This is a genomic window from Haloarcula japonica DSM 6131 (genome assembly GCF_000336635.1).
GTDB classification, from domain to species: domain Archaea; phylum Halobacteriota; class Halobacteria; order Halobacteriales; family Haloarculaceae; genus Haloarcula; species Haloarcula japonica.
Window position 1 is genome coordinate 407,475 of record NZ_AOLY01000039.1, and the last position, 19,190, is coordinate 426,664.

At 54.1% G+C, this 19,190-nt stretch carries 23 protein-coding genes and 1 pseudogene; 10 read left to right on the plus strand and 14 right to left on the minus strand.

What is annotated here, in order from left to right; translation table 11 throughout:
* Positions 1 to 73: 73 nt before the first annotated feature.
* Positions 74 to 301 (plus strand): hypothetical protein, encoded by a 228-nt coding sequence (locus tag C444_RS16430; RefSeq protein ID WP_004594139.1) that lies wholly within the window; start codon positions 74 to 76, stop codon positions 299 to 301.
* A gap of 35 nt (positions 302 to 336) precedes the next feature.
* On the opposite strand, the gene C444_RS16435 is transcribed toward C444_RS16430, so the two are convergent.
* From C444_RS16435 to C444_RS16450, 4 genes are all read right to left on the minus strand, one after another.
* A complete protein-coding gene (locus C444_RS16435) occupies positions 337 to 1,206 on the minus strand; it encodes a hypothetical protein (RefSeq protein ID WP_004594140.1) in 870 nt (289 codons plus the stop codon).
* Positions 1,207 to 1,317: 111 nt separating this feature from the next.
* Positions 1,318 to 1,650, minus strand: coding sequence for a hypothetical protein (locus tag C444_RS16440; RefSeq protein ID WP_004594141.1), 333 nt, complete (start codon positions 1,648 to 1,650; stop codon positions 1,318 to 1,320).
* A gap of 61 nt (positions 1,651 to 1,711) precedes the next feature.
* Positions 1,712 to 1,891: a hypothetical protein gene (locus tag C444_RS16445; RefSeq protein WP_004594142.1), complete on the minus strand. Its 180-nt coding sequence runs from the start codon at positions 1,889 to 1,891 to the stop codon at positions 1,712 to 1,714.
* A 111-nt stretch (positions 1,892 to 2,002) separates the two neighbouring features.
* The gene (locus C444_RS16450) at positions 2,003 to 2,311 is read right to left on the minus strand and encodes a hypothetical protein (protein ID WP_004594143.1); all 309 of its coding nucleotides are present in this window, start codon (positions 2,309 to 2,311) and stop codon (positions 2,003 to 2,005) included.
* Positions 2,312 to 2,390: 79 nt separating this feature from the next.
* Here C444_RS16450 and C444_RS16455 point away from each other — a divergent pair, with 79 nt between their 5' ends.
* A complete protein-coding gene (locus C444_RS16455; protein ID WP_004594144.1) occupies positions 2,391 to 2,804 on the plus strand; it encodes a hypothetical protein in 414 nt (137 codons plus the stop codon).
* A 49-nt stretch (positions 2,805 to 2,853) separates the two neighbouring features.
* Here the strand turns inward: C444_RS16455 and C444_RS23270 are convergent.
* Positions 2,854 to 3,420: pseudogene (locus C444_RS23270) on the minus strand (DUF5305 domain-containing protein); the annotation flags it as partial.
* 392 nt (positions 3,421 to 3,812) lie between these two features.
* Between C444_RS23270 and C444_RS16465 the strand changes: the two are divergent.
* Positions 3,813 to 5,117 carry a tyrosine-type recombinase/integrase gene (locus C444_RS16465; RefSeq protein ID WP_004594146.1) on the plus strand — a complete coding sequence of 435 codons (1,305 nt, stop codon included), beginning with the start codon at positions 3,813 to 3,815 and terminating at the stop codon, positions 5,115 to 5,117.
* A gap of 6 nt (positions 5,118 to 5,123) precedes the next feature.
* Here C444_RS16465 and C444_RS16470 read toward each other — a convergent pair whose 3' ends face one another.
* The 5 genes from C444_RS16470 to C444_RS21845 form a co-directional block, all read right to left on the minus strand.
* Positions 5,124 to 5,366, minus strand: a complete 243-nt coding sequence (locus C444_RS16470) for a hypothetical protein (RefSeq protein ID WP_004594147.1) — start codon at positions 5,364 to 5,366, stop codon at positions 5,124 to 5,126.
* A 24-nt stretch (positions 5,367 to 5,390) separates the two neighbouring features.
* Positions 5,391 to 5,693, minus strand: coding sequence for a hypothetical protein (locus C444_RS16475; protein WP_004594148.1), 303 nt, complete (start codon positions 5,691 to 5,693; stop codon positions 5,391 to 5,393).
* A 907-nt stretch (positions 5,694 to 6,600) separates the two neighbouring features.
* Positions 6,601 to 7,245 carry a hypothetical protein gene (locus C444_RS16490; protein WP_004594150.1) on the minus strand — a complete coding sequence of 215 codons (645 nt, stop codon included), beginning with the start codon at positions 7,243 to 7,245 and terminating at the stop codon, positions 6,601 to 6,603.
* 325 nt (positions 7,246 to 7,570) lie between these two features.
* Positions 7,571 to 8,269 carry a site-specific integrase gene (locus tag C444_RS23135; RefSeq protein ID WP_080509721.1) on the minus strand — a complete coding sequence of 233 codons (699 nt, stop codon included), beginning with the start codon at positions 8,267 to 8,269 and terminating at the stop codon, positions 7,571 to 7,573.
* Positions 8,270 to 8,404: 135 nt separating this feature from the next.
* Positions 8,405 to 8,803 (minus strand): hypothetical protein, encoded by a 399-nt coding sequence (locus C444_RS21845; protein ID WP_152420816.1) that lies wholly within the window; start codon positions 8,801 to 8,803, stop codon positions 8,405 to 8,407.
* Positions 8,804 to 9,040: 237 nt separating this feature from the next.
* On the opposite strand from C444_RS21845, the gene C444_RS16495 reads away from it, so the two are divergent.
* The 5 genes from C444_RS16495 to C444_RS16515 all read left to right on the plus strand — a co-directional run bounded on the left by C444_RS16495 (position 9,041) and on the right by C444_RS16515 (position 12,718).
* Positions 9,041 to 9,247 (plus strand): hypothetical protein, encoded by a 207-nt coding sequence (locus C444_RS16495; protein WP_004594151.1) that lies wholly within the window; start codon positions 9,041 to 9,043, stop codon positions 9,245 to 9,247.
* A gap of 47 nt (positions 9,248 to 9,294) precedes the next feature.
* Positions 9,295 to 10,038: a site-specific integrase gene (locus C444_RS21340; protein ID WP_161607607.1), complete on the plus strand. Its 744-nt coding sequence runs from the start codon at positions 9,295 to 9,297 to the stop codon at positions 10,036 to 10,038.
* A gap of 212 nt (positions 10,039 to 10,250) precedes the next feature.
* Positions 10,251 to 11,093, plus strand: coding sequence for a GNAT family N-acetyltransferase (locus C444_RS16505; RefSeq protein WP_161607608.1), 843 nt, complete (start codon positions 10,251 to 10,253; stop codon positions 11,091 to 11,093).
* Positions 11,094 to 11,726: 633 nt separating this feature from the next.
* Complete coding sequence (locus C444_RS16510) at positions 11,727 to 12,344, plus strand: tyrosine-type recombinase/integrase (protein ID WP_004594154.1); 618 nt, start codon at positions 11,727 to 11,729, stop codon at positions 12,342 to 12,344.
* Between the two features lie 26 nt (positions 12,345 to 12,370).
* On the plus strand, positions 12,371 to 12,718 hold the full coding sequence (locus C444_RS16515; protein ID WP_004594155.1) for a hypothetical protein: 348 nt from the start codon (positions 12,371 to 12,373) through the stop codon (positions 12,716 to 12,718).
* 2 nt (positions 12,719 to 12,720) lie between these two features.
* On the opposite strand, the gene C444_RS16520 is transcribed toward C444_RS16515, so the two are convergent.
* Together C444_RS16520 and C444_RS16525 are read right to left on the minus strand one after the other, a co-directional pair.
* Positions 12,721 to 13,557, minus strand: a complete 837-nt coding sequence (locus C444_RS16520; RefSeq protein WP_004594156.1) for a DUF6036 family nucleotidyltransferase — start codon at positions 13,555 to 13,557, stop codon at positions 12,721 to 12,723.
* Complete coding sequence (locus C444_RS16525) at positions 13,554 to 14,504, minus strand: helix-turn-helix transcriptional regulator (protein ID WP_004594157.1); 951 nt, start codon at positions 14,502 to 14,504, stop codon at positions 13,554 to 13,556. The genes C444_RS16520 and C444_RS16525 overlap by 4 nt, the downstream gene beginning before the upstream one ends.
* Before the next feature lie 156 nt (positions 14,505 to 14,660).
* On the opposite strand from C444_RS16525, the gene C444_RS16530 reads away from it, so the two are divergent.
* On the plus strand, positions 14,661 to 15,236 hold the full coding sequence (locus C444_RS16530; RefSeq protein ID WP_004594158.1) for a DUF7342 family protein: 576 nt from the start codon (positions 14,661 to 14,663) through the stop codon (positions 15,234 to 15,236).
* Entirely contained in the window at positions 15,229 to 15,666 is a 438-nt protein-coding gene (locus C444_RS16535; RefSeq protein WP_004594159.1) for a hypothetical protein, read from the plus strand. Before C444_RS16530 ends, C444_RS16535 begins: the two co-directional genes overlap by 8 nt.
* A gap of 31 nt (positions 15,667 to 15,697) precedes the next feature.
* Here C444_RS16535 and C444_RS16540 read toward each other — a convergent pair whose 3' ends face one another.
* Entirely contained in the window at positions 15,698 to 16,696 is a 999-nt protein-coding gene (locus C444_RS16540; RefSeq protein ID WP_004594160.1) for a tyrosine-type recombinase/integrase, read from the minus strand.
* A 174-nt stretch (positions 16,697 to 16,870) separates the two neighbouring features.
* Entirely contained in the window at positions 16,871 to 19,174 is a 2,304-nt protein-coding gene (locus tag C444_RS16545) for a tyrosyl-DNA phosphodiesterase (RefSeq protein ID WP_239641318.1), read from the minus strand.
* Positions 19,175 to 19,190 lie beyond the last annotated feature (16 nt).

Sequence of the window (19,190 nt, forward strand, 5' to 3'; positions counted from 1 at the left end):
TCGATAAAAGCGGCGCGACAGTGCATAGCCCGAGACCGGTTAATTTACCACCGAGACAGCGAATGTCACCAGTATGGACGGAACTACCGGTACGGTTCAGCGCGTACTTACGCAGCCGTTGCGCCCGCTAGGTGTCACTGTCGGTGTATTGCTCGTCGTCGCAACACTCGCAGCGGTTGCCGGCACGCCGTGGCAGACACACGCCTCAATGGCAGCGGCGATTGTACAGATGGTTGCGGCGGTCCTGATGAGTGTAATCGGTATCGGACTGGCGTACATCACCTGGGCAGCTGACGCGTAATCCGGTTGTCAAAAAGCCGAAAACAGACGCCGTTGTTATCCGCGAACGGGCATATACGCCATCCCTAGCATCAGTACGGCAGCGATGCCTGAAAGGATCGAGATGCCCCAGATGCCGTTCTTGCGCTCGTGGAAGTAGTCCTGCTGGTCGAGTGTCTCCTGGTACTGACCGTACTGCTGAATCGGGACGATCTGGACGGTGTGGTGGTCGGGGAAGTGAGTGAAGAACCGCCGCTCGTTCAGCGTGACGTTCCCACCCTCCGAAAGTTCGACCGTGTTTTCGCGCGCGGCAAACCATTCGAGCGTCGCGCCGCTGTCGGTCACTTCAGAGACCGTGGTCTCCTGGGTGCCGCTGTCGGTCGCGTACGGGTAGGTATCGCCGGTGGTGAACGACACTGTCTCCGGCTCTGGGAGCCACTCACTTAGCGGGACTTGCGTGTTGTTCGACCGGTAGACCACGTACTCAGTCCCGTTCTGGGTTGCCAGCGTGTTCTTGACCGAAGAGTCCTCGGCGAGGAGCGCACTGACATTGATTTCTTCTTCGAGGGTCACCGAACTCTCGTTGCTGTCAGTGTGCACGCGGTAGGTGTCGTTCTGGTAGGTCGTCGTGGCGTTGTGCTCTAACGTCGCAGTATACTGTGACGATTCGTTTGTCCACGAGAGGTCAGCTGCCATACTGCCACCGCCACCACCGCCGTGGCCGCCACCGCCGCCGCCGGACATGTGGATGTTTGTGGCTGTGTATTCCGTTCCGTCGACAGTGAACGTACTCTCGTTGGTCAGTTCGGCGTCAGCGTCGAGCGACACCGCCGGCCGCTGACTCTCCGCGACGCCGATGTAGGCGTACGCAGCAACACTGATAACGAGGAAGAACGCGAAGTACGCCGCCGCGGCTCGTCGTTGCATATCAGGAGGGTCAGTCGCCGCGCCGTTTAATGATTACTTTTCGAGTGTATCGGTACGCTGGTGGCACGGGCCTCTTGTCCCGGCAACGGCGGTGTCGATGTATCGCATCGGTCAGGCTGTCTCAGACTCGCCAGCGAGGACGTCGTAGCTGTCGAGCGTTCCTGCCATCGACGGGGCATCCGGATCGTCTTTCCGCTGTGTACCGTAATCCATCCACACGCCGCTCGTGTAACTGTACATCTCGAAGCCGGCGTCGGTCTCGACGACGATGTCGATGACTGCGTCCTCGGGGGCGTCGTCGAGAACAACAGCCGACCGAACGTCGTTGTCGTGGTGCATCACCCAGACCGCGACAGCGCCGTCAATGTCATCCAGCAGGGCACTGGCTTCGGCCGGCGAGAACGGCCGGTGTGGCCAGTCTTCGACGGGTTCTGGTTTGTCCATGTCAAGTAGGACGGGGCGGACTGGTATCGGTGTTCCCCCCATTCACAGCCTCGCCTGACCGTCAGTCGGCGAAGTAGCTGGTGAAAAAGCCGGAGAGGAACGACGAAACAGCGACGGCCATTGCCATATCAGTCAGGCTCCAGGGCGCGTCTTCGTCATCAGCCAGCCAGACAGTAATAGCAACACTGACGACCAGCGAGACAATTCCGTTGAGGAGGTGCTTGTTCTTGAGCAGACTCATACGATTCATTGTTGGTGTGGGATTCGTATAGAGATTACCCACGGGCGGTGTATCCGTTAGTTGAAACTGAGTCACTGAATTCGGTTGAGGGTGGCCCCGGCGCTGGGACAGTTAGCCGTCACAGCAGACCGTATACCGAACGTCAGTCCGGACAAGCGATTCGGCCCTCTCGACAGCGCTATCGATGGTCTCGAACTGCCCGAACTTGCTGACGACCGCACCATCCGCGCGTAACACGACTGTCCATCGGCATCCATCCGGGTCATCGCGCTGTTCGAACACGAACTCGCGGTCGGGTAGTCGAGCGACGACCGGGCCATCAGTGGCAACCGTCCACGACACGGTATCAGCGAGCGTGCTTTCCAGTGCCGTTTCGAGTCGTCGGGCGAGTCTGGCCATCGGTTCGTCCTGTGCGCCCATACAGAACCGTCGAAGCGGAGAGGTATAAGCAGTTATGACACGACACAACGTTCAAACGGCCCAAACCCGTACAGTAGATGTGACTCAGTCGCTTCTCGTCTACGACGGCAGTACCGACCTGTTCCGGCGCGCTGCCGAGACGATTACCCGCTGTGCCAGGGATATCACGCCAGTCCCCTGGGAATCCGACGCGATTCAGGCGTTTCTCCGGGCGCAGTTCGACGACCCACCGTTCGCGTTCATGCTGATCGAAGGTGAGTCCGTCCACGTCGGCGAAGCGGCTGTGAAGGAAGCGCTGGAAGGACTCGATATCTCGGCCCCTGTCGCCCGATTGGCCGAGCAGGTGTATCCAACCGCCGCTGCGCCGTTCGGGCGTCTCGTCCACGGCCAGGTTCCGGCCGACATCCACGGGACCTTTCCGCTGGACGAGGCGGCGAAAACACACATCGAACCGCTCCGACAGGTCCATACGATATCTGTCGAAACAGAGTAATCGAGACGGTCAGTGGGATAACCGACCAGAACTGGCCTGCCGCGTGGTCGACACACACCTGAGAGACCACTGCCATCTCAAGTCGACCGGACGTCTGGCCGTGTTCCGAATCGATACGTCGAACGGTTTCGGCTGCGCGACTGACATTCAGCGAGAACGGAACGGTCAGACGCTCACCTGCAGCGACTGCACAGTGCCTTGTGTCAGTGGTCGCTTGACCTCCCAGCAGACGAGCTCTCCGTTCTGGGTTGATTCGACGGACCGGTACTGAACGAACACGTCAGCCGAGGCAGTAAGATCGCTTTCGTTGCTGGTGGTGTACGTATACGTGAACGCACCGTCCAATACGGGGGCGACCTTCCGGAGATACACAGGTTGGTGTTCGAGTCTTTCCCCTCTGAAAACGCTGAGGTCCGTTGCGCACTGTCGCATTGTGGGAGAGTGATCCGGACGACTGCCACGACGACACCTGCCGCGTAGTTGTGTCCGTTCCCCGGGCAACGTGGCCTCTATACCTGAGATATCCGCCAACCGCAACGATGGCGACTAGACAAATAAGTAGCAGTTCGTAGTTGTCGACGACTTTTCGTCGTGTTTCCCGTCCCAACAACCCCATTGCAACTGTAATACTAGTGCCGACAGATGAGATTTGATACCGGGTTAGCGGCGGCATCCATCTTTCTTCGCCGCCCCATCTCCGCTAACTCCAACTTCGAATGTCCCGGGAACCAGTTTGTGACCGTATCATTAGTTCGTGCGATCCCGCTACAGCAGTCGTTGCCCCGTTGGAAACGGATTTCATGAGCGGCCTGATCGTACTGTATTCTTCGATAGAGTCTTGTCCTGTGCTCAGCCGCTTTCGAGCAACAGTTCACAACGCTGAGCCTACAAAGAAGGGCAGGTAGCAGTCACTTACCGGCACTTCTTGGAGGGTTAAGAGGCTAAGAAGCCAAGGGCCGGCTTTAAGGCTAAGCCCTAAAGCCCTGCGTATAAAACATATAAGCACAGATGGGAACAAGAGACCAAATCGAGAATCTGAAAGAACGAGTCAAGAAACGGTCAAGTCTGACTGATGAGCCGCCGGAAGACGAGGATGCACCAACAATCTCCGAAGACGATGCAGAAGCACTTCTTGAGTTCAGCCGCCAGCTTGACCTACTCAGTTCGAAGTACGGTGATTACAGACACCTCAAACTTCTCCGCCACAGCGTCATTATGGCGGAACAAGTGGGCGGACTGGCAGACGCATTAGAAAGTCGAGACGCTGCCGAAGACATCGTCGTGTGGATCAACACAGAACGAGGGGTTCCGGAATACAGCGAAGAGACAAATCAAGATTACCGTGTCGCACTACGGATCTTCGGGAAGCGAACCCTCAAGATGGCCGACGACGAGGTACCGGACTCGTTAGGGTGGGTCCCGACAGGCACGAGCAGTTCGTACGATCCATCACCCAGTCGAGCGGATATGCTTGACTGGGATGAAGCAAAGGAGATGTCTATTGAGGGCACAGAGAACTCGCGGGACAAGGCACTCATAACGGTTTCCCACGAACTCGGCCCCAGAGGGGAAGAGATGCACGGGGTCCGGATTGGGCAAGTGACCGATGCCGACCATGGGATACAAATCAGTCTCAACGGGAAACAAGGTGAACACTCGGTTACCCTAATCAACAGCGTCCCCTACCTGCAACAGTGGCTCAACGATCATCCTGCTCCAGATGACGACGAAGCCTACCTCTGGTGCAACCTCAACGATCCGCACGATAACGCGAGTTATCAGACGTTTCTGGAACGGTTCAAAGAAGCGGGACGACGGGCGGACATAGACAAACCTGTCACCCCCACAAACTTCCGGAAGTCGAATACGTATTGGCTCGCCAAGCAAGGAGCGAACGAGTCGTTCATCAACGAGCGCCAGGGCAGGAAGCCGACCTCAGACCACGCGCGACGATACATTGCAGAGTTCGGCCCCGAAAACGAGAACAACCAGTACGCGGAGCTCCAAGGGCTTGATGTCGAGACGGAAAAGACGGAAGACCGGACACCGATCACCTGCCCCCGGTGCGACAAGGAGACTCCCCGCGATGAGCCGTTCTGCGTCTGGTGCCACCAAGCGATGGAACCCGAGGCCGTAGATGAACTCGAAAAGGAAGAATCCGAGCAACGCCGTGAGTTACTCCGAATTGCCAAGGAGAACCCTGAGCTGTTAGAGGCAGTAGAGGAGCTTGAGCCCCTGATAGAATCCTTAGGCGGAGATGCACAAGTCATCGATACTGCCAGACAATTCGTCGAAGCAACTGAGGGAAGCTAAGTCAATCTACTCTTTCAGTCGCTTCACGAGGTCCCCCACCTCAACATCGCCGGCGTCGACCGACTCAGTCCCTTCTTCTCTTTCTGTTCCCGGAACCTCGACATCTTCGTTCACGACAGGTGTCTGCCCCTGTCGGTCGTGCAAGGCCCGTTCGGCATCCCCGAACGTTCCGGGCATCGACTCACCGATGATATGTCCGTCGCCGCCTCGGTATCCCCAGCCGTTCGCGTCCGTGTTGTCGTGATGCATAGTGTCTAAGTTGATGTTGGTCGCTTACTCTGGCCGCCAAAACTCGTTCGCCCAAGACTTTTCGACCAGTTTGAGCTGGATCTCCTCACGCTTCTCGTAGGTCCCGTCAACCCCACCGAGGTAGTAGCCGACACCCTTCTCAAGCTCGATGTCTGCAGTCCAGACCGTGCAGACAACAGGTTCCCGTGTTGTGTCGTCACTAAGCCTCACACGCTGGCGCGGCTGATGGGACGCGACATCTTCGACCCAGTTGACGAACCCTTTCGTCGTCACCCACCCGTTCGTGCCATCGAGATCTCCGAGTTCTACGAAAGGTGGCCCGCTCATCGCTCTCCACCTCTCACCAGCGTCACCCCGCTCGTTGTCTGTCGGGTTGGGAGCGGTGCGTCGCACCATCGGCAGGTGCCGTCTGAACGGAGCGGGTCGTAGAGTCCCTCACAGCTTGGGCAGGTCGAGAGGCCGTTCCGATCGATACGGCCGTCATTGTGCAGTACTGTTCGAAGGACACCTGCTCGTTCAACGAGGAGCGCATCGTAAGGGACATACAGACGTGTGCTATCGGCGTCGCACTCGGGAGCATGGACCGGGACAGCCGACTTCCAGGCTTCCACGAACGGGAGCTCAGCGGGCGTACGGTCGTTCCACTGGTCGATGGCGTGCGGGCGATTGATAGGCGGTACGTACGACTGATCGTGTACGTAGTGGTTTGGGTCAAACATCGGTGGATGAAGATTCCCTGTGCTTCAACGGGGGCACTCAGCCAGTTATCACGGGATCGCTGGACAGCGTCGCCACTGGGCGTGAAGACTAAAGTCGGAGAGAACAATCGCTATCGACGACTGTTGGTCGTCAGCTTAGTCACGGCTCTTCGGGATGAGGACGGTGCTGAGTACCGACTGTTGAACACTTACGGGGTACATCGCGCGGGAATCAGGCGCGCGTGTTCACAAGTACAATTCGCGGATAGTTGCTGACTCGCCGAACCCCCTTGAACAGGACTTTCGTGCGGGCGTATTCAACCGTGTTAAGTGGTAGACTCAAAAGGTGAATTTCTTGAAGCCGTAAGGCTTCAAAGGGGTTGGCCATTTCGGCCGCGATAAAGGCCGGCCAGAGACTTCCCCTATCGGGGAACCACTCTGACCGAACCGCCTCAATCACGCATATTGTCGCAAGAAATACTTAAAGAAATACCAACACCCCCTCGAAAAGGACAGGTCGAACAATCATATGAGAACTACCGAAGGGGCTGGTTCTCCCGGTCGAAATACCCGATTCGCTTGAGTTCCGCTTTCACAAGTTGGGTCACACTGTAGTGGTCGTCACCGGAGACCCCGTACTGTGTGCAAAGGTCTTGGAAGTCTTTCTCCTGGCTGAATCTTTTCGGAAACTCCTGCTGGTCCACCTTGGAGAGATCGACTTCGGTTGGGTCGTTTCCTTGCAAGAAGTAGCGCCTTCGCTCACGATCAACGACGATCCCAATTGTACAGAGGGCCACCTTCTCAATCTGCTTCTGCTGGCCGAAGCGGTCAAGATTCATCTGGCTCATCGCAGAGACAGCCCGACGTTTCTGATAACTCGGAACATCAAGGGTCGAACAGAACGACTCAGTAATGCGTTTCTTATCGCGTGCGGCTTCACGCGCACTGTGGTCACCGTCACTGTGGTGTCGACCCTCGTTCAGTCTGACGAGGCGTTCAATATTCCCGTTCGCTGTTCCGATCCCGACTCGTGTTTCACCAAAGGGGTCATATCCAGTCGTGTAGGCATCGGGTTGATGGTCACGCAGTTGCTGTGCTGACGGAACCATCTCCGGTTTTTCATCGATCTCTTGGTCAGTCTCGCTCGTCTGTTCATTAGCCTGTACACGTTCACGAGTCATCGGAATTTCCGTACTTTCTGTTGGGAACTAAGGCAGTCAGCTTAATTTTGGCCATAGCTATTATATAAATGGTATATTTGAGTGCTTCAACCGGTTAGCTACCTTGCAAGGACTTCAGGACTGCAGAAGGGCTGTTAATCATCTACTCTATCACAGATGCTTGTGATTCGAGGGTCTTGGAGAAATTGGCCCTGTTGTAGAAGCGACTGAGTAATCAACAACGATCACTCTGGTCCGGAACGCGATTGACTACTGCTTGCTGTTAGGCATCGAAATATAGAGAAAATGAAACTTGGTTCGCCAGTTCGCTGCAGAAAACGGCTTATCAGCGACTAAGCCCACACCAGATACAGGGTCGGTTTCGTAGAGTCCATACTCCACAATTTGGACACCTGATACAGAGTTGGGGTCTACTGTCTTCATCGAGGTCACCATCTTCGGCTGTTTCTATGAACTCCTTTGGCACCTGGAGTCCCCATCCGAATAGCTCCCGAAGGCGGTGAGCTCTCAGACCCGATTGGGCGATCAGCAGTTTCGCTCGTGATCGACGAATATCATGCAACGTGAACTTTGTCGGGACATCAGAGCGTTCACAGGCACGATTCGTAATGTCATATAACATCATATAGGGAATACGTTTGTTTGAATCGATTTGTGTCCAGATTGGCATCTCCGAGGAAGCATCCTCTAGTGGGTCGGCATCCGGAGCAAGCCATTCAGTTACTGGATGTTCTGCTTGTACCCACTGTTTGAAGTACGGCATCGATTCGTCGAGAGTGAGTAATCGTTTCTGACCATCTCGACGAGTAATCAATATGGCAACGTGGTCGCCTCTGTCTTCCACGTCACCGAAGGTGAGCCGGTGAAGCTCAGATGGTCGTGCGTGCGACTCCCACGCGACTGCTACGAGCGCTTTATTCCGGATGTGGATGTCCGGATGTTCGAGGATCGGTGCGATGTGGTCTTCCCAGCGGACCATAGTCCCCTGGTCGTCATTCGGTTCTGTCATAACGCACCCTATCATTCGACCCGGGGGATAATTCCCAATTCGTGAGTGAAATCACTTCAGCAACAAAACATTTAAAAACACACGGGTCGCCGTGTCATCTTTCAGTGATAAAAAGCATCAATATACGAGTCATTCGCCAGGTAATGGACATTATGAGGACTTAGAATCGGTATTTGGCACGTAATGGTCAACATTTGCTGTATCGGCATGTGATACATCTGGACTGTTTCTGTCTCGGATTCTATTTTTCTGAAATTGAGACAGCGATGAAGTACACAGTTCCCATCGTTTATTTCCCTCATTATCGAGTTTGTGATTAACGATGCCTGCATCTTCTGCTGCTGAAAGTAGCGAACTCAAGGATGCAGTAGAATACTCTCCGCCTTCAATTATTTCCTCGGCACCGTATGAGTCATCTGCAGTGATCGCATTGACTTCGTCTCGTAGTTGATTAAACGCGCAACTGTGATCTTCTGCATTCAGCAATACTTTCAGCACGACCTGTGCGTATTTGTACTCCATTACTTTCTCGAACCCACTATTGTCCATTATAATTCAATTTATCAAGTCTATACGTAAATAAGCTAGCCAGATGTGGGATTGGTGAGTCCGAAGACGATCCTGTACGGCCCCTAGAAATACTTGGGAATATCATAAATTCACCGGGGCATATTCTGTGGTTAGAGAGGTTCTCTGTCATGTTTTTATCTCAAACATAAATACATTACTTTGGTGAAGTCACTTCTTTCTGATAACTCAGAATACTACACCTCTCCTAATTAGAGTATGACCGAATACGAGGACAGCAGCCTCTCACCGGGTGAATACGTACGAGAAAACAAAGAACAACTCGAACGGTTGATCAAACACAGTAACAACGATTTCGTTCGGGCGTTAGCGATAGCGGCATTCGTCGAATACGGAGAGGATGCATCAGTAGAGTCCATCACGAAAGATTTGGAGCGAATCAAAGAGTTGGAAGAGGTTCAGTAAAGATGAGGTTGGCCCCCCACTCCAACTCAGACGGCTATCGAGTCTTTATGGAGCCGCATGAATATGAGACAATCATCGAATGCGCATCCCGTGATCGAGCGGAGATCGCCTTTCGACTAGGTGGAGAATGCTCCCTGAGAAAGAAAGAGGTTCTTGAGGTAACGCTTGATAAGATTCAGAAATCCCGAAGCCCCGGTGTAGAGATTTTCTTTATGCGCGTATGGGGAAAGGAAACACGGAAAGAAAATAGCAAGAAGCCACGGAAACCCTGGGTCCCCAACTCATTACGTGGGGACATCGAACGGTACAGCAAACGGAAAAACATTAGACCGTCATCTCCTCTCTATCCGAACTCCAAAGGAACTCTTCAAAACGATATGGTGGATGCACGGGAACTGGCAGCCAACAAAACCGGTGATGATGATTTCCTCGAAGTGACGTTCCATGACTTCCGGCGATACTTTGCAACCAACCTTTTCTACAGAAAGGGGATCAATATCGAATTCATCGCAGCACTCGGCGGGTGGGAAGATCCAGATTATATGAAAGAAGAGTATCTGGACCCCTACTTCGATGACGTTATCGAACGACACCTGGCCCAGAAAGGAGTGCTCGACATCGAGACTGACCATCAGTCTGACTTCGAAAAAGTACTCAGCAAGATGAACGAGCTGGAAAATCGAATTGATACTCTTGACCGAACCTTAGCAGCAGACACTATAGAGGTCGGATCTGAAGAGCTGGAGACGGAAGAAAGCGATGGGGACCACTCGTTGGAAGAGTTCCTCTGATGTCCTTTTCCTGAGTAACGTCACCGGGAATCTACTCCCAACAAAACCCCGACAGACTTGTCTCCGTAGATCAAACTCAGAATGACCGCACAGAAGTGGGAACAGAACGACCGGATCTTGTTACCAGGTTAGGAACTACTCAACACCGCGATCTGGCGTTAGAAACCGTGTGGGCGGAAGGTTTACCGCCGGTCCCGCAGGCCTCTAGAATGATGACTATACTGGAAGGAGCGACGCGCTGGGGCTCTGGCGAACCGACAACTGTTCAGGATGCTGCCGTCACCTGCTCAAACTGTGGCGAAACCGTCTTTGCGCAAACGGTCGGCGATGTGACGTGCGATGCCTGTGACGCCGCGTTCTATGCCACCGATCATCGTTCGGAAACGTGCTCAGCGGTAGAGTGTGCAGATTGCGGGGAAGTAATCTCGTTTATCCAAGAACATCGATGCACCATTGGCGAGTGGGACGCGTATCATTGCCACCACTGTACGAAAAACATCGCCATCGACACCGACAACGGGCCACAGCCACCAGAGAAATTATTACAAACAGACTGGGTGTTGACTGGCCAGCTGCCGGATGATCCAGGAACAGATGTCACCTACGGGGTGTGGATGACGCGCCCCCGAACTGCACGAGAGGAATTTGCAACGAAAGTCCTGAATGCCGAAGCGAAGGCGAACGATTCCAGCTTTCACGCCTACGTCCCTGGGGAGACAAACGCACATTTGTGTTTCAATGGGGAATACTGTATCGGCTACATCACATGGAACTACGATAGCGACCAACCGGAACTCGGGCAGTTATACATCTTACCGGAGTTCCGTGGACAGGGTATCGGATCTGCATTCGTTGAAGCGTGGCTGGACGACATCGCCAATTCGGATGCACGGTTCAACGTCAATAATCCGAATGCCAATATGTTCCGGCTGCTACGAAGCATCGGCGCAATTGAGGTCACCGAGGAAGGAATGGAGTTCCATAGATGCGACATTACAGGCCACTGGTTTGATGTGCCTGATGAATGGAAAAATCAGTCACCTAGTACAGACTGAACTATTGAACCCAAACCGTTGAAAGATCTCTATGGCACCCTCACCATCAGGCTGTCCAGTAGCAGAGAAAGTGGGTCATCATCAGGAACGCTCAGAGTTTAATACGAATGGATTAGCGGAAGTTAAAATAAGAATACATTAGGACATTCTGTCATATATTGCAACCGGCCGAATGACGTGTTTACGTGGTCACTCATAATATAGAGAAATGCAAAAACTGCCCGAAGAGGCCGACCCAAATCAGTTTTGTATTCTCCTATATTATCGAATTATAAACAACAATAGGGGCGCTATCTCCCAAATTATTCATTTTTCTCTCTTGTAGACAACACGGGATGAATAAAATAACCAACATATATTCGAAGAAGGGTTTTGTATAGTTTATTGGTCTAATGATAGGCCACCAGCAGATAGATTGAGTGCTGATTATCTATTCCGAATCGTCCAAAGCGCTACGGATTGCGCTGGATGGACGGCCGGTCAATTCCACAGTCGACCGGTGAAATAGTCATTCGTAAAGGGTGGGAGACACCGTTCAGTTCACACCAGTCATATCAACTTTGGAGTTTATTTATGGACTCCAAAGTTAAGGTGGTCGAGACGCATAACAGTATATAAAGAGGTGCTACCAGAATGAGTGAATCTGCAAACTCCAAAGTTCGGGCGAAAGTCTGGATGACACCAGATCAAGTCGAGACACTCCGCTCGGCATCCTATCGGACTGGAACAGAATACCTACAGCAACGGAACGAAGCCATCATCGCGTTTATGTACGATACTGGGCTGCGGGTCGGGGAACTCGTTCAAGTCGACGTGAGCCTGCTACGGAACGGAAATACGGATCTCTATCTTCCTACGGAGATTCAGAAAGACTACCCGAACGAGAACTCGCCCCCACCAGTAACACTCACCCTCTCAAACGATACCACGAGACTCCTCTCAGCGTACCTCAATACTCGGTGGAAGGATTCACCGGCACTCTTCCCGTCTCGTTCTGCAGATCGGATCTCCGAGCAAGGCGTGCGGAATATGCTACACAAGATTGCTGACGAGGCCGGTGTCCAACCCTACAAGGTCGATGGTAGTCGGGGCGACGCCAGTGACGTAACCCCACACGCTCTGCGACACAGCGTGGCATATCGAATGATGAACGAGGAAAAGGGGAACACGCTCTATGATGTTCGGAACCGACTGCGCCACGGAAGCATTCAAACGACTGAGCGAATCTACGACCACCTACTGAAAGTCTGATTCACCTGCGAAATCAACGTAGACATATGTGTACAGACGGGGAATACCGGGTTCGAGAAAACACCGGAAAGACATCGCATCCATCGATTGACGCAGTCATCGACCTCGCGGTCGAACGAGCTGCTGATCCACGGCCCCGCAACCATCCAGACGCTCATTTCGACCAGTACATCTCCAACGCCATCACCCAATTCGGAGAGGACGACGTGGCGAGCTGTATCCGGCATACCCTCGTCGACGGCTACACGCACCGCATGGCCGGGACGGCCGCCTTCGGTGAGGATGACTATGTCTGGGGGATCAACGTCGGTGTCGCCGCAATCGCCTATCTCAGAGAACTCCACCAAGAGAAAGGGTCATCTGACAATTCATAACGTCATTCGGTGAACGCATCTCGCTTGCCCGTATCAACAAAGCCTGAATCACTCTGCTCGACATACCCGTACGCTTCGAGTTGATCCAACTGCTCGACGACGTGCTCCAGATCGAGGCCACGTTCCTCTGCAATCGCCTCAACGGACATCGGCTCGTCTTCACTCAACACGAGTCTGACTTCTAACTCATCCATATACTGCGCGTAGTACTCATCAATGACCTCTTCAAGCGGTGTTTGAACCTCGTACTGGTCGTATAATTCATCCAGCGATTCTCGGATGTGGGTCGTAAATTGCTTCCCATTCAGCAACTCGATCTGTGCTGCGGTTTCATGCTCGATGGCGTCGAAGTCGAGATTCGTTTGTACCAGTGTATTCATGTCATCGATGTCGTCAGGGCGCTTTGCGACTGCTTTGAATAGGATGATGTCTTCCAGCGCCGTTAACCGGACGGACAACTGCCCAGATGAGAGATGGTCCTCACTCCGGTGTTGCATCCCATCGCTAAAGATGAGTTTGTTGGCAACCTGCCGATTGAACACATCTATCCGACACCCATCGTCGTTCTCGACACATAACCTCGCCCCCAACTGCTGGTACGTCTCGTCAAGGTCTGAGACTTCCTCGTATCCCTGGTTATCTAATGCGGCGAGTAATCGGTCGAACTCCACCTCGGTCGTGACGACCAAGTCGATGTCCTTGGTCGTGTCCTTCAGTCCTCGGAATGCCATCGCCCCGCCACCGATGAGAAAGGCTGTAACCTCGGTGTTCAGCGCCGCTCCAAGTTCCTGCAGTTCGGCCTCGATATACGCGGCATCGAACTGGGGGCGAGGCGTCATACAGATATGTCGTAATCAGCCGCGGTCGATTTGAACGTGTCCCATTCAGGAAGCTTCTCCCCAGCCACATCACCGCTGGTTTCGAGGTACGTACAGAGAGCCTGAACGGTTTCAGTGAGGTTGAGGTCGGATTCTTGATCGTACCGGCCTGCAGTCTCCGTGAGTGCCTCTGCACCAATCTCACAGGCTGTGATCAGTAATAGACAGTACGATCGGTACCGTGCGCCATCATCGATGAGGAGCAAGTGGCACACGAGGTCTTCTGGAGTGAGTTCAGTTCGATCCTTGGAGCGGAAATAGTACTGCTCTTCACGCGTTAACAGCGGTATCCCGTATTGTTCGAGTACATCCGGACCAGTCCGATGAAAGAGTGACGCAGTCACATCCGTCCGGCAACTGAACAGGTACTCATCAACACCCATCCAGATGAGACGGACGCCAGTAGCGTGGTCGCGTGCTTCCTGTCGATGCATATGGCGTACCAGCGACCGTGCAAACGCAGCCAATCCCTGGAACTGACTCGTCAGTGCAAATCGGCTATCGCGTTTCGTGACAATACCGACGTTTCGTAACTGTTTGAGTCGCCGGTAGACCGTTGCACGACTCACATCAGTCCAATCCGTGAGTTCCGCAGCCGTTCGTTCAGTATCCAAATGGTACAGGAGTTGGATGGTCGACCCAGCAATCAGGCCAGCGAAATCGACGTGCGGGAATTCACGTGCGAGGTCTGCAAACCGTTCAGCCGGTTCAGCGTTCGACAACGAAACGCGGTATCGACCGTGTTGCTGCTCTCTGGTAATCAGCCCGAGCTCGGCAAGGGTCGAGACCACGCGAGACGTGTGACTCGGATCCCACTCAAGCGCATCAGCTAACTCCCGCTGTACCACGCCATCCACTCCCTCGGTACTGAGGTATGAGAGGACGGTGAGTTCCGGTTCAGAGATCATCTTGTCTCAAATAACGCAACTTATATATAAATATCTTGCTTGTTTTGAGATACAGTCTATCCAGCGATGTCGTGAACCCAGCTAAAGCAGAAATAATTCAGCGCCCCATAGATATATATCGTCAGAGCAAGTAGCTACAGCAACGGACCCCCACACATGGATCTCACAGACATCCCCGGTGATGCATACGACGGCGAGGAGTCACCGCCTGATCTCGACGCATTAGAATCGCCTGACTCGCTCCTCAAAGGTGGATCAATCCGAGAGCGGCTCCTCGACGTTGTCATCGGACTGCGGACGCCGACGAAGGTCTCGACGATCGCCGATCGTGCCGATTGTGACACCGAGACAGCCCGGGACTACCTAGAGTGGTTCGACGAGATGGGGATGGTACAGCGACACGACGGTCGTCCAGTCCGGTACGAACGCAACGACGCGTACTTCCAGTGGCGACGCATCGACCGGATCCGCGAGGAATACTCCGAGCAGGAGATCGTTGACGCCCTCGACGACACGCTCACCCAGATCGAAGACTACAGAGCGCAGTTCGATGCAACGCACCCGGACGATGTGTCCCTCGTGGACGCCACCCAGGAGCAGAATCTATCCACCGAAGCAGCTTGGGAAGCGCTCTCCGAGTGGGAGACACTCGAACAGCGAGCCGCGCTCCTCGACGAAGCACGCGGAAACAATCCAGTCGCCGGTAGCAAGCCCGGTCCAGTCGATGCCTGAGGACACGGCAGACCCACCCAGTCGCGGCCCCATCGATGCAGAAATCCTCGATCGGATTGCTGCCCACCTCGCCCGTAGTGATCGGTTCGACGACATCCAGACACGACCGGAATACGCGCCGAACGCAGTCGTCGCTGACTACGATCTCGGATACTTTCCAGGCGGCGTCACCCGTGCGTATCTACGGATCCGCTGGTTCGAGACCGACGACTTCAGCATCCATTATTCGGAGCAATACCAGACCGGTAACGAGTGGGAGTGCCGATGGGATCGGCACCCCAATGACCATAACACCCGCGAGCACTTCCATCAACCCCCAGATGCGTCGACACCCGGAGAGGATGCCGACTATCCCGACGACTGGCGAGACATACTCGCAACCGTTCTTACCGATCTCGATGACCGAATCAAAGCCTTCTGGGACGAGTGACGATCCGACGGGGGAAAACGCCTACAGCGCATCAAGCACTCGGCGCTATTGACCCGTCTGCTTCTGGGAGACGCGTATAGCCAGGGTTCTCAAGCATCGATACATACGCCTGGTCAATATCCCGGCCAGACAGGTGTACATATCGTCCTGGGACTCGGGAGCCTGGAACCCATCCGAACCACGCGCACATCTGCGCTTCAGTGAGGTAATTCGCCAGGTACGTCGCTCGGCTATGTCTGAAGTGATGCGGATTCACCGGTTTCTGAATCCCGGCTTGTTCGCTAGCACGATCTAAAATCCGCAAACGAATGTACTGGTAACTGATTGTCTCATCTGGAGACCCTTGCTTCGTGTCGATTTTACACCAGAGTGGTGCGTCAGGGCGTTGGTTCGGGTGTGCTGTTAGCCATGACTCAAGATACGATTCAGATTCGAGGAGCAAGAGTCGGCGCGACCCGGTTTTCCCCGAGACAACCATCTGTTTTCCGAGTGCCGTCTGTTCGATATGCCCAACTTCTAGGTCGATGAGTTCTCCGATCCGCGCTCCGGTTTCCCATAAGACGGCTACAAATGCACGATCACGGTCGTTATGACACGCTTCCAATAGGGCTTGAACATCTGCTGGAGTGAGCAGACTCTGGGGTAAAATCCGTTTTTGTTCTACGGGGCCCCGTCGAATCCACTTCGTCTCCTCAGGGTCTTCTCCATCATTCAACCACTTCCAGAACTGCTTGATCGCTTGCTTGTAATCAACGACAGTAGAGGAAGACGTTCCGCGTGTGTACAACCACGCGACTAAATCAACGATCGCCTCTTTGTCCAGATCCACGAACCGTGTTTGCCCCACGTGATCTGTGATGATCTTGAAATGGGCAAGCACCTTCTGCTGTTGCGCCGAACTAATATCTGCAAGAACCATATCCCGGTGATACTCGGCTATGAGCTGCTTATTTTCGGGGTGGATGTGGGTGGCCGACTCGATATACGCTAATGTTCGATTCACCGCTGCCTCATAATCCATCGTAGGCATACCGCTCGTGAAGGTATCTATGGAGATAACGCGCGCGGTGAATACCTTTCTCGTGTTCGACAGTTCAGGGCGCTACAATCGAATTCTTCCCCAGATATAGGCGAAACTGATTCTCAACGTCGACCTACAGCGATAACCGTCTCAAAGAGGGAGCAATCCGTCATTGTAGGAGTATCAGCTGAACAATCCTCGGACGCGGCCAATCACCCCGCCACTACTCTCTGACTCACTTGTTTCCGCTCCTGTTTCTTCACTCACCCGTCCATCCAATTCAGCGCCAGCTGGCGGCTCTCCCAACCAGTCGAGGAACTCGGCAGGTGATTTGATCAGCAGATCGCGTCCACGGCGTTCAACACGCGCAACGGTGGGCGGATCCCGCGCATACGTGTAGGTATCCGTCGACATCTCTTCAGGGAACGATACACGAAGCCGATCGCCTTGGTCTTCCGTCGTAATATCCTCTCGCTTAAGCAGATCGAACCAGCGGTCACGACCCGCATCATGCTCTTGTTCGGCGGGGCGTCGTGGGAACCACTCCGGTACGTCACGACCAGCATACTCGTAGAACTCCAGCATCACGGCACGTGCCGTCCGTAACGCATCGTCATCATTCGAAAGCGTCAGCTCTCGGGTCAGCATTTCGTGGGTGAACCAGAGGAACAGCGGATTATCCTGCTCGATCAGCCGGTTGACCTCGGCCTCACCCTTGTAGCTTGTGTCGAAATTCACGTTGAAATGCAAAATCTTCGAGCGATTTCGGAACCACTCATCCGGCCGTTTGTCGTTACTAATGAATGCGAACAGCGGGAAGCTCGCTTCCGGCGTCCAGTTCCCCCAGTAGTTTCGGAACGTATCCAACCGGTTCACGGTATCTTTCGTGATGTCGTCGACGACGACAGGGAACGCAGTATTCGCAGACCGCATTCCCCGTACTTTCCGCTTCCCGACCTCGTCGGCATCAACCGGATTCACGACTCGCCCCCCGCTAATCATCGACAGCACGAACTGTGCGAATGTTCCTTTCCCGGCGTCCGACTCACCGTAGATGTAGAGGTTCGGAAGCGCCTTGTCAAGGTCAATCCCGTACTGATCGTAGAATGCTGCATCACGGTTCGCAAACGGAGCCCAAAACATCCACAGCAACGCCTCGGTCATGTGCGCTTTCACGGCGTCTTCATCGTTGCAATTCCCGTACTTGTCGACCGTCTCAAAATACCCCTCTAAATCGGACAGGGCGGTATCAACGACATCTGGATCGTCAGGCAGCGGCTGTCCTACCCGGTAGACCCGCCCATCAGTATGGAAGCTCAGTGCACGCCCGAATTCAACCGGAGCATTATCACCTGTTTGCGCACGCTGGACACGCATTGTCGGCACCTCATAGACATCGCGCTTGTACTGCTGGACCGCCTGTGGCGTCGTCGTCAGTGAATCACCGGAGAGAGACGCGTCGTAATCAGTCATTCGAGACAACGCCTCAATCGCATCCTCGCTATGCCCCAGCAATGAGAGGTTGATTCGCGTCTCACTCTCCTCACCCGGATCTAAATCCTCTGCTGATCCCTCACTCACACCGTCATCTGACTCGTGTTGCTGCTCGTCGACTTTCTCTTCAGCACCCTCACTCAGCTCCGTCTCATCGCCCAGTACCAGATCGACTTCATCCACCTCTGACTCAATCCGCTCATCAAGCCGTCCGTGAAGCTCGCCTACTTCATCACGGGTCTTCACCTTCCCCTCAGTGTACAGCGAGACCACCTCTGCCCGGTCATCAGATGTCCGTTCCAACCGCTCCGTAAGATCATCGAGAAACGGGCCGTCGTTATTGTAGGACCGGTGCTCTTCATAGAAATCGACGAGCTCGCCCCACAGCGATGTGTCCGTCGCCGTTTCGAATACGACCCCGGTATTCGCCTGCCGCGTCCACGCGTTACTCGACAAGTTCGGGGACCCAACGATCGCCGTCGCTGGCCGCACCGTCTCTGTCTCCGCAGCATCCTCTGACTCGTCTATATCAGTTCCACCGCCACTTGCAGTCGAGTCCGAATCGGTCCACTCGAAAGTTTGCTGGGATGCATCAGTCTCGTCACTCCCGTCCGAGTCGTCACTTTCAGCGCTGTATTCGATCAGGTAGAGTTTGCTGTGTACTTCTTTCGTCTCGCAAAGATAGATCACTAACTTATCGTCTCGTTTGAGCTGTTCAAGCCGATCTGCAAGTTCTGGTTTATCGATGAGTCGCTCCCGATAATCCGCAACGTCACCCACGACTACTTCCAATTGTTCAAGCGACTCAACGCGGTCAAACAGTTCAAGGATGAACTCCGGGGAATCACAGTACGTGACGACACGCATCCGGACAGCGTCCTCAAAGTACGTTTCGAACCGCCCGTAGCTCCTGAAGAGTTCAACGTGTCCCGTTGTTTCAGACCTGCCGCCCAGCGGGAGATCAAACTGCTCCGCCATAATGTTCGTTACCACTTACACAACTTGGTCT

Coding starts and splice junctions, on each gene's coding strand:
- C444_RS16430 (WP_004594139.1), top strand. CDS start 74: ATGGACGGAACTACCGGTACGGTTCAGCGCGTACTTACGCAGCCGTTG.
- C444_RS16435 (WP_004594140.1), bottom strand. CDS start 1,206: ATGCAACGACGAGCCGCGGCGGCGTACTTCGCGTTCTTCCTCGTTATC.
- C444_RS16440 (WP_004594141.1), bottom strand. CDS start 1,650: ATGGACAAACCAGAACCCGTCGAAGACTGGCCACACCGGCCGTTCTCG.
- C444_RS16445 (WP_004594142.1), bottom strand. CDS start 1,891: ATGAGTCTGCTCAAGAACAAGCACCTCCTCAACGGAATTGTCTCGCTG.
- C444_RS16450 (WP_004594143.1), bottom strand. CDS start 2,311: ATGGGCGCACAGGACGAACCGATGGCCAGACTCGCCCGACGACTCGAA.
- C444_RS16465 (WP_004594146.1), top strand. CDS start 3,813: ATGGGAACAAGAGACCAAATCGAGAATCTGAAAGAACGAGTCAAGAAA.
- C444_RS16470 (WP_004594147.1), bottom strand. CDS start 5,366: ATGCATCACGACAACACGGACGCGAACGGCTGGGGATACCGAGGCGGC.
- C444_RS16475 (WP_004594148.1), bottom strand. CDS start 5,693: ATGAGCGGGCCACCTTTCGTAGAACTCGGAGATCTCGATGGCACGAAC.
- C444_RS16490 (WP_004594150.1), bottom strand. CDS start 7,245: ATGACTCGTGAACGTGTACAGGCTAATGAACAGACGAGCGAGACTGAC.
- C444_RS23135 (WP_080509721.1), bottom strand. CDS start 8,269: ATGATAGGGTGCGTTATGACAGAACCGAATGACGACCAGGGGACTATG.
- C444_RS21845 (WP_152420816.1), bottom strand. CDS start 8,803: ATGGACAATAGTGGGTTCGAGAAAGTAATGGAGTACAAATACGCACAG.
- C444_RS16495 (WP_004594151.1), top strand. CDS start 9,041: ATGACCGAATACGAGGACAGCAGCCTCTCACCGGGTGAATACGTACGA.
- C444_RS21340 (WP_161607607.1), top strand. CDS start 9,295: ATGGAGCCGCATGAATATGAGACAATCATCGAATGCGCATCCCGTGAT.
- C444_RS16505 (WP_161607608.1), top strand. CDS start 10,251: ATGACTATACTGGAAGGAGCGACGCGCTGGGGCTCTGGCGAACCGACA.
- C444_RS16510 (WP_004594154.1), top strand. CDS start 11,727: ATGAGTGAATCTGCAAACTCCAAAGTTCGGGCGAAAGTCTGGATGACA.
- C444_RS16515 (WP_004594155.1), top strand. CDS start 12,371: ATGTGTACAGACGGGGAATACCGGGTTCGAGAAAACACCGGAAAGACA.
- C444_RS16520 (WP_004594156.1), bottom strand. CDS start 13,557: ATGACGCCTCGCCCCCAGTTCGATGCCGCGTATATCGAGGCCGAACTG.
- C444_RS16525 (WP_004594157.1), bottom strand. CDS start 14,504: ATGATCTCTGAACCGGAACTCACCGTCCTCTCATACCTCAGTACCGAG.
- C444_RS16530 (WP_004594158.1), top strand. CDS start 14,661: ATGGATCTCACAGACATCCCCGGTGATGCATACGACGGCGAGGAGTCA.
- C444_RS16535 (WP_004594159.1), top strand. CDS start 15,229: ATGCCTGAGGACACGGCAGACCCACCCAGTCGCGGCCCCATCGATGCA.
- C444_RS16540 (WP_004594160.1), bottom strand. CDS start 16,696: ATGCCTACGATGGATTATGAGGCAGCGGTGAATCGAACATTAGCGTAT.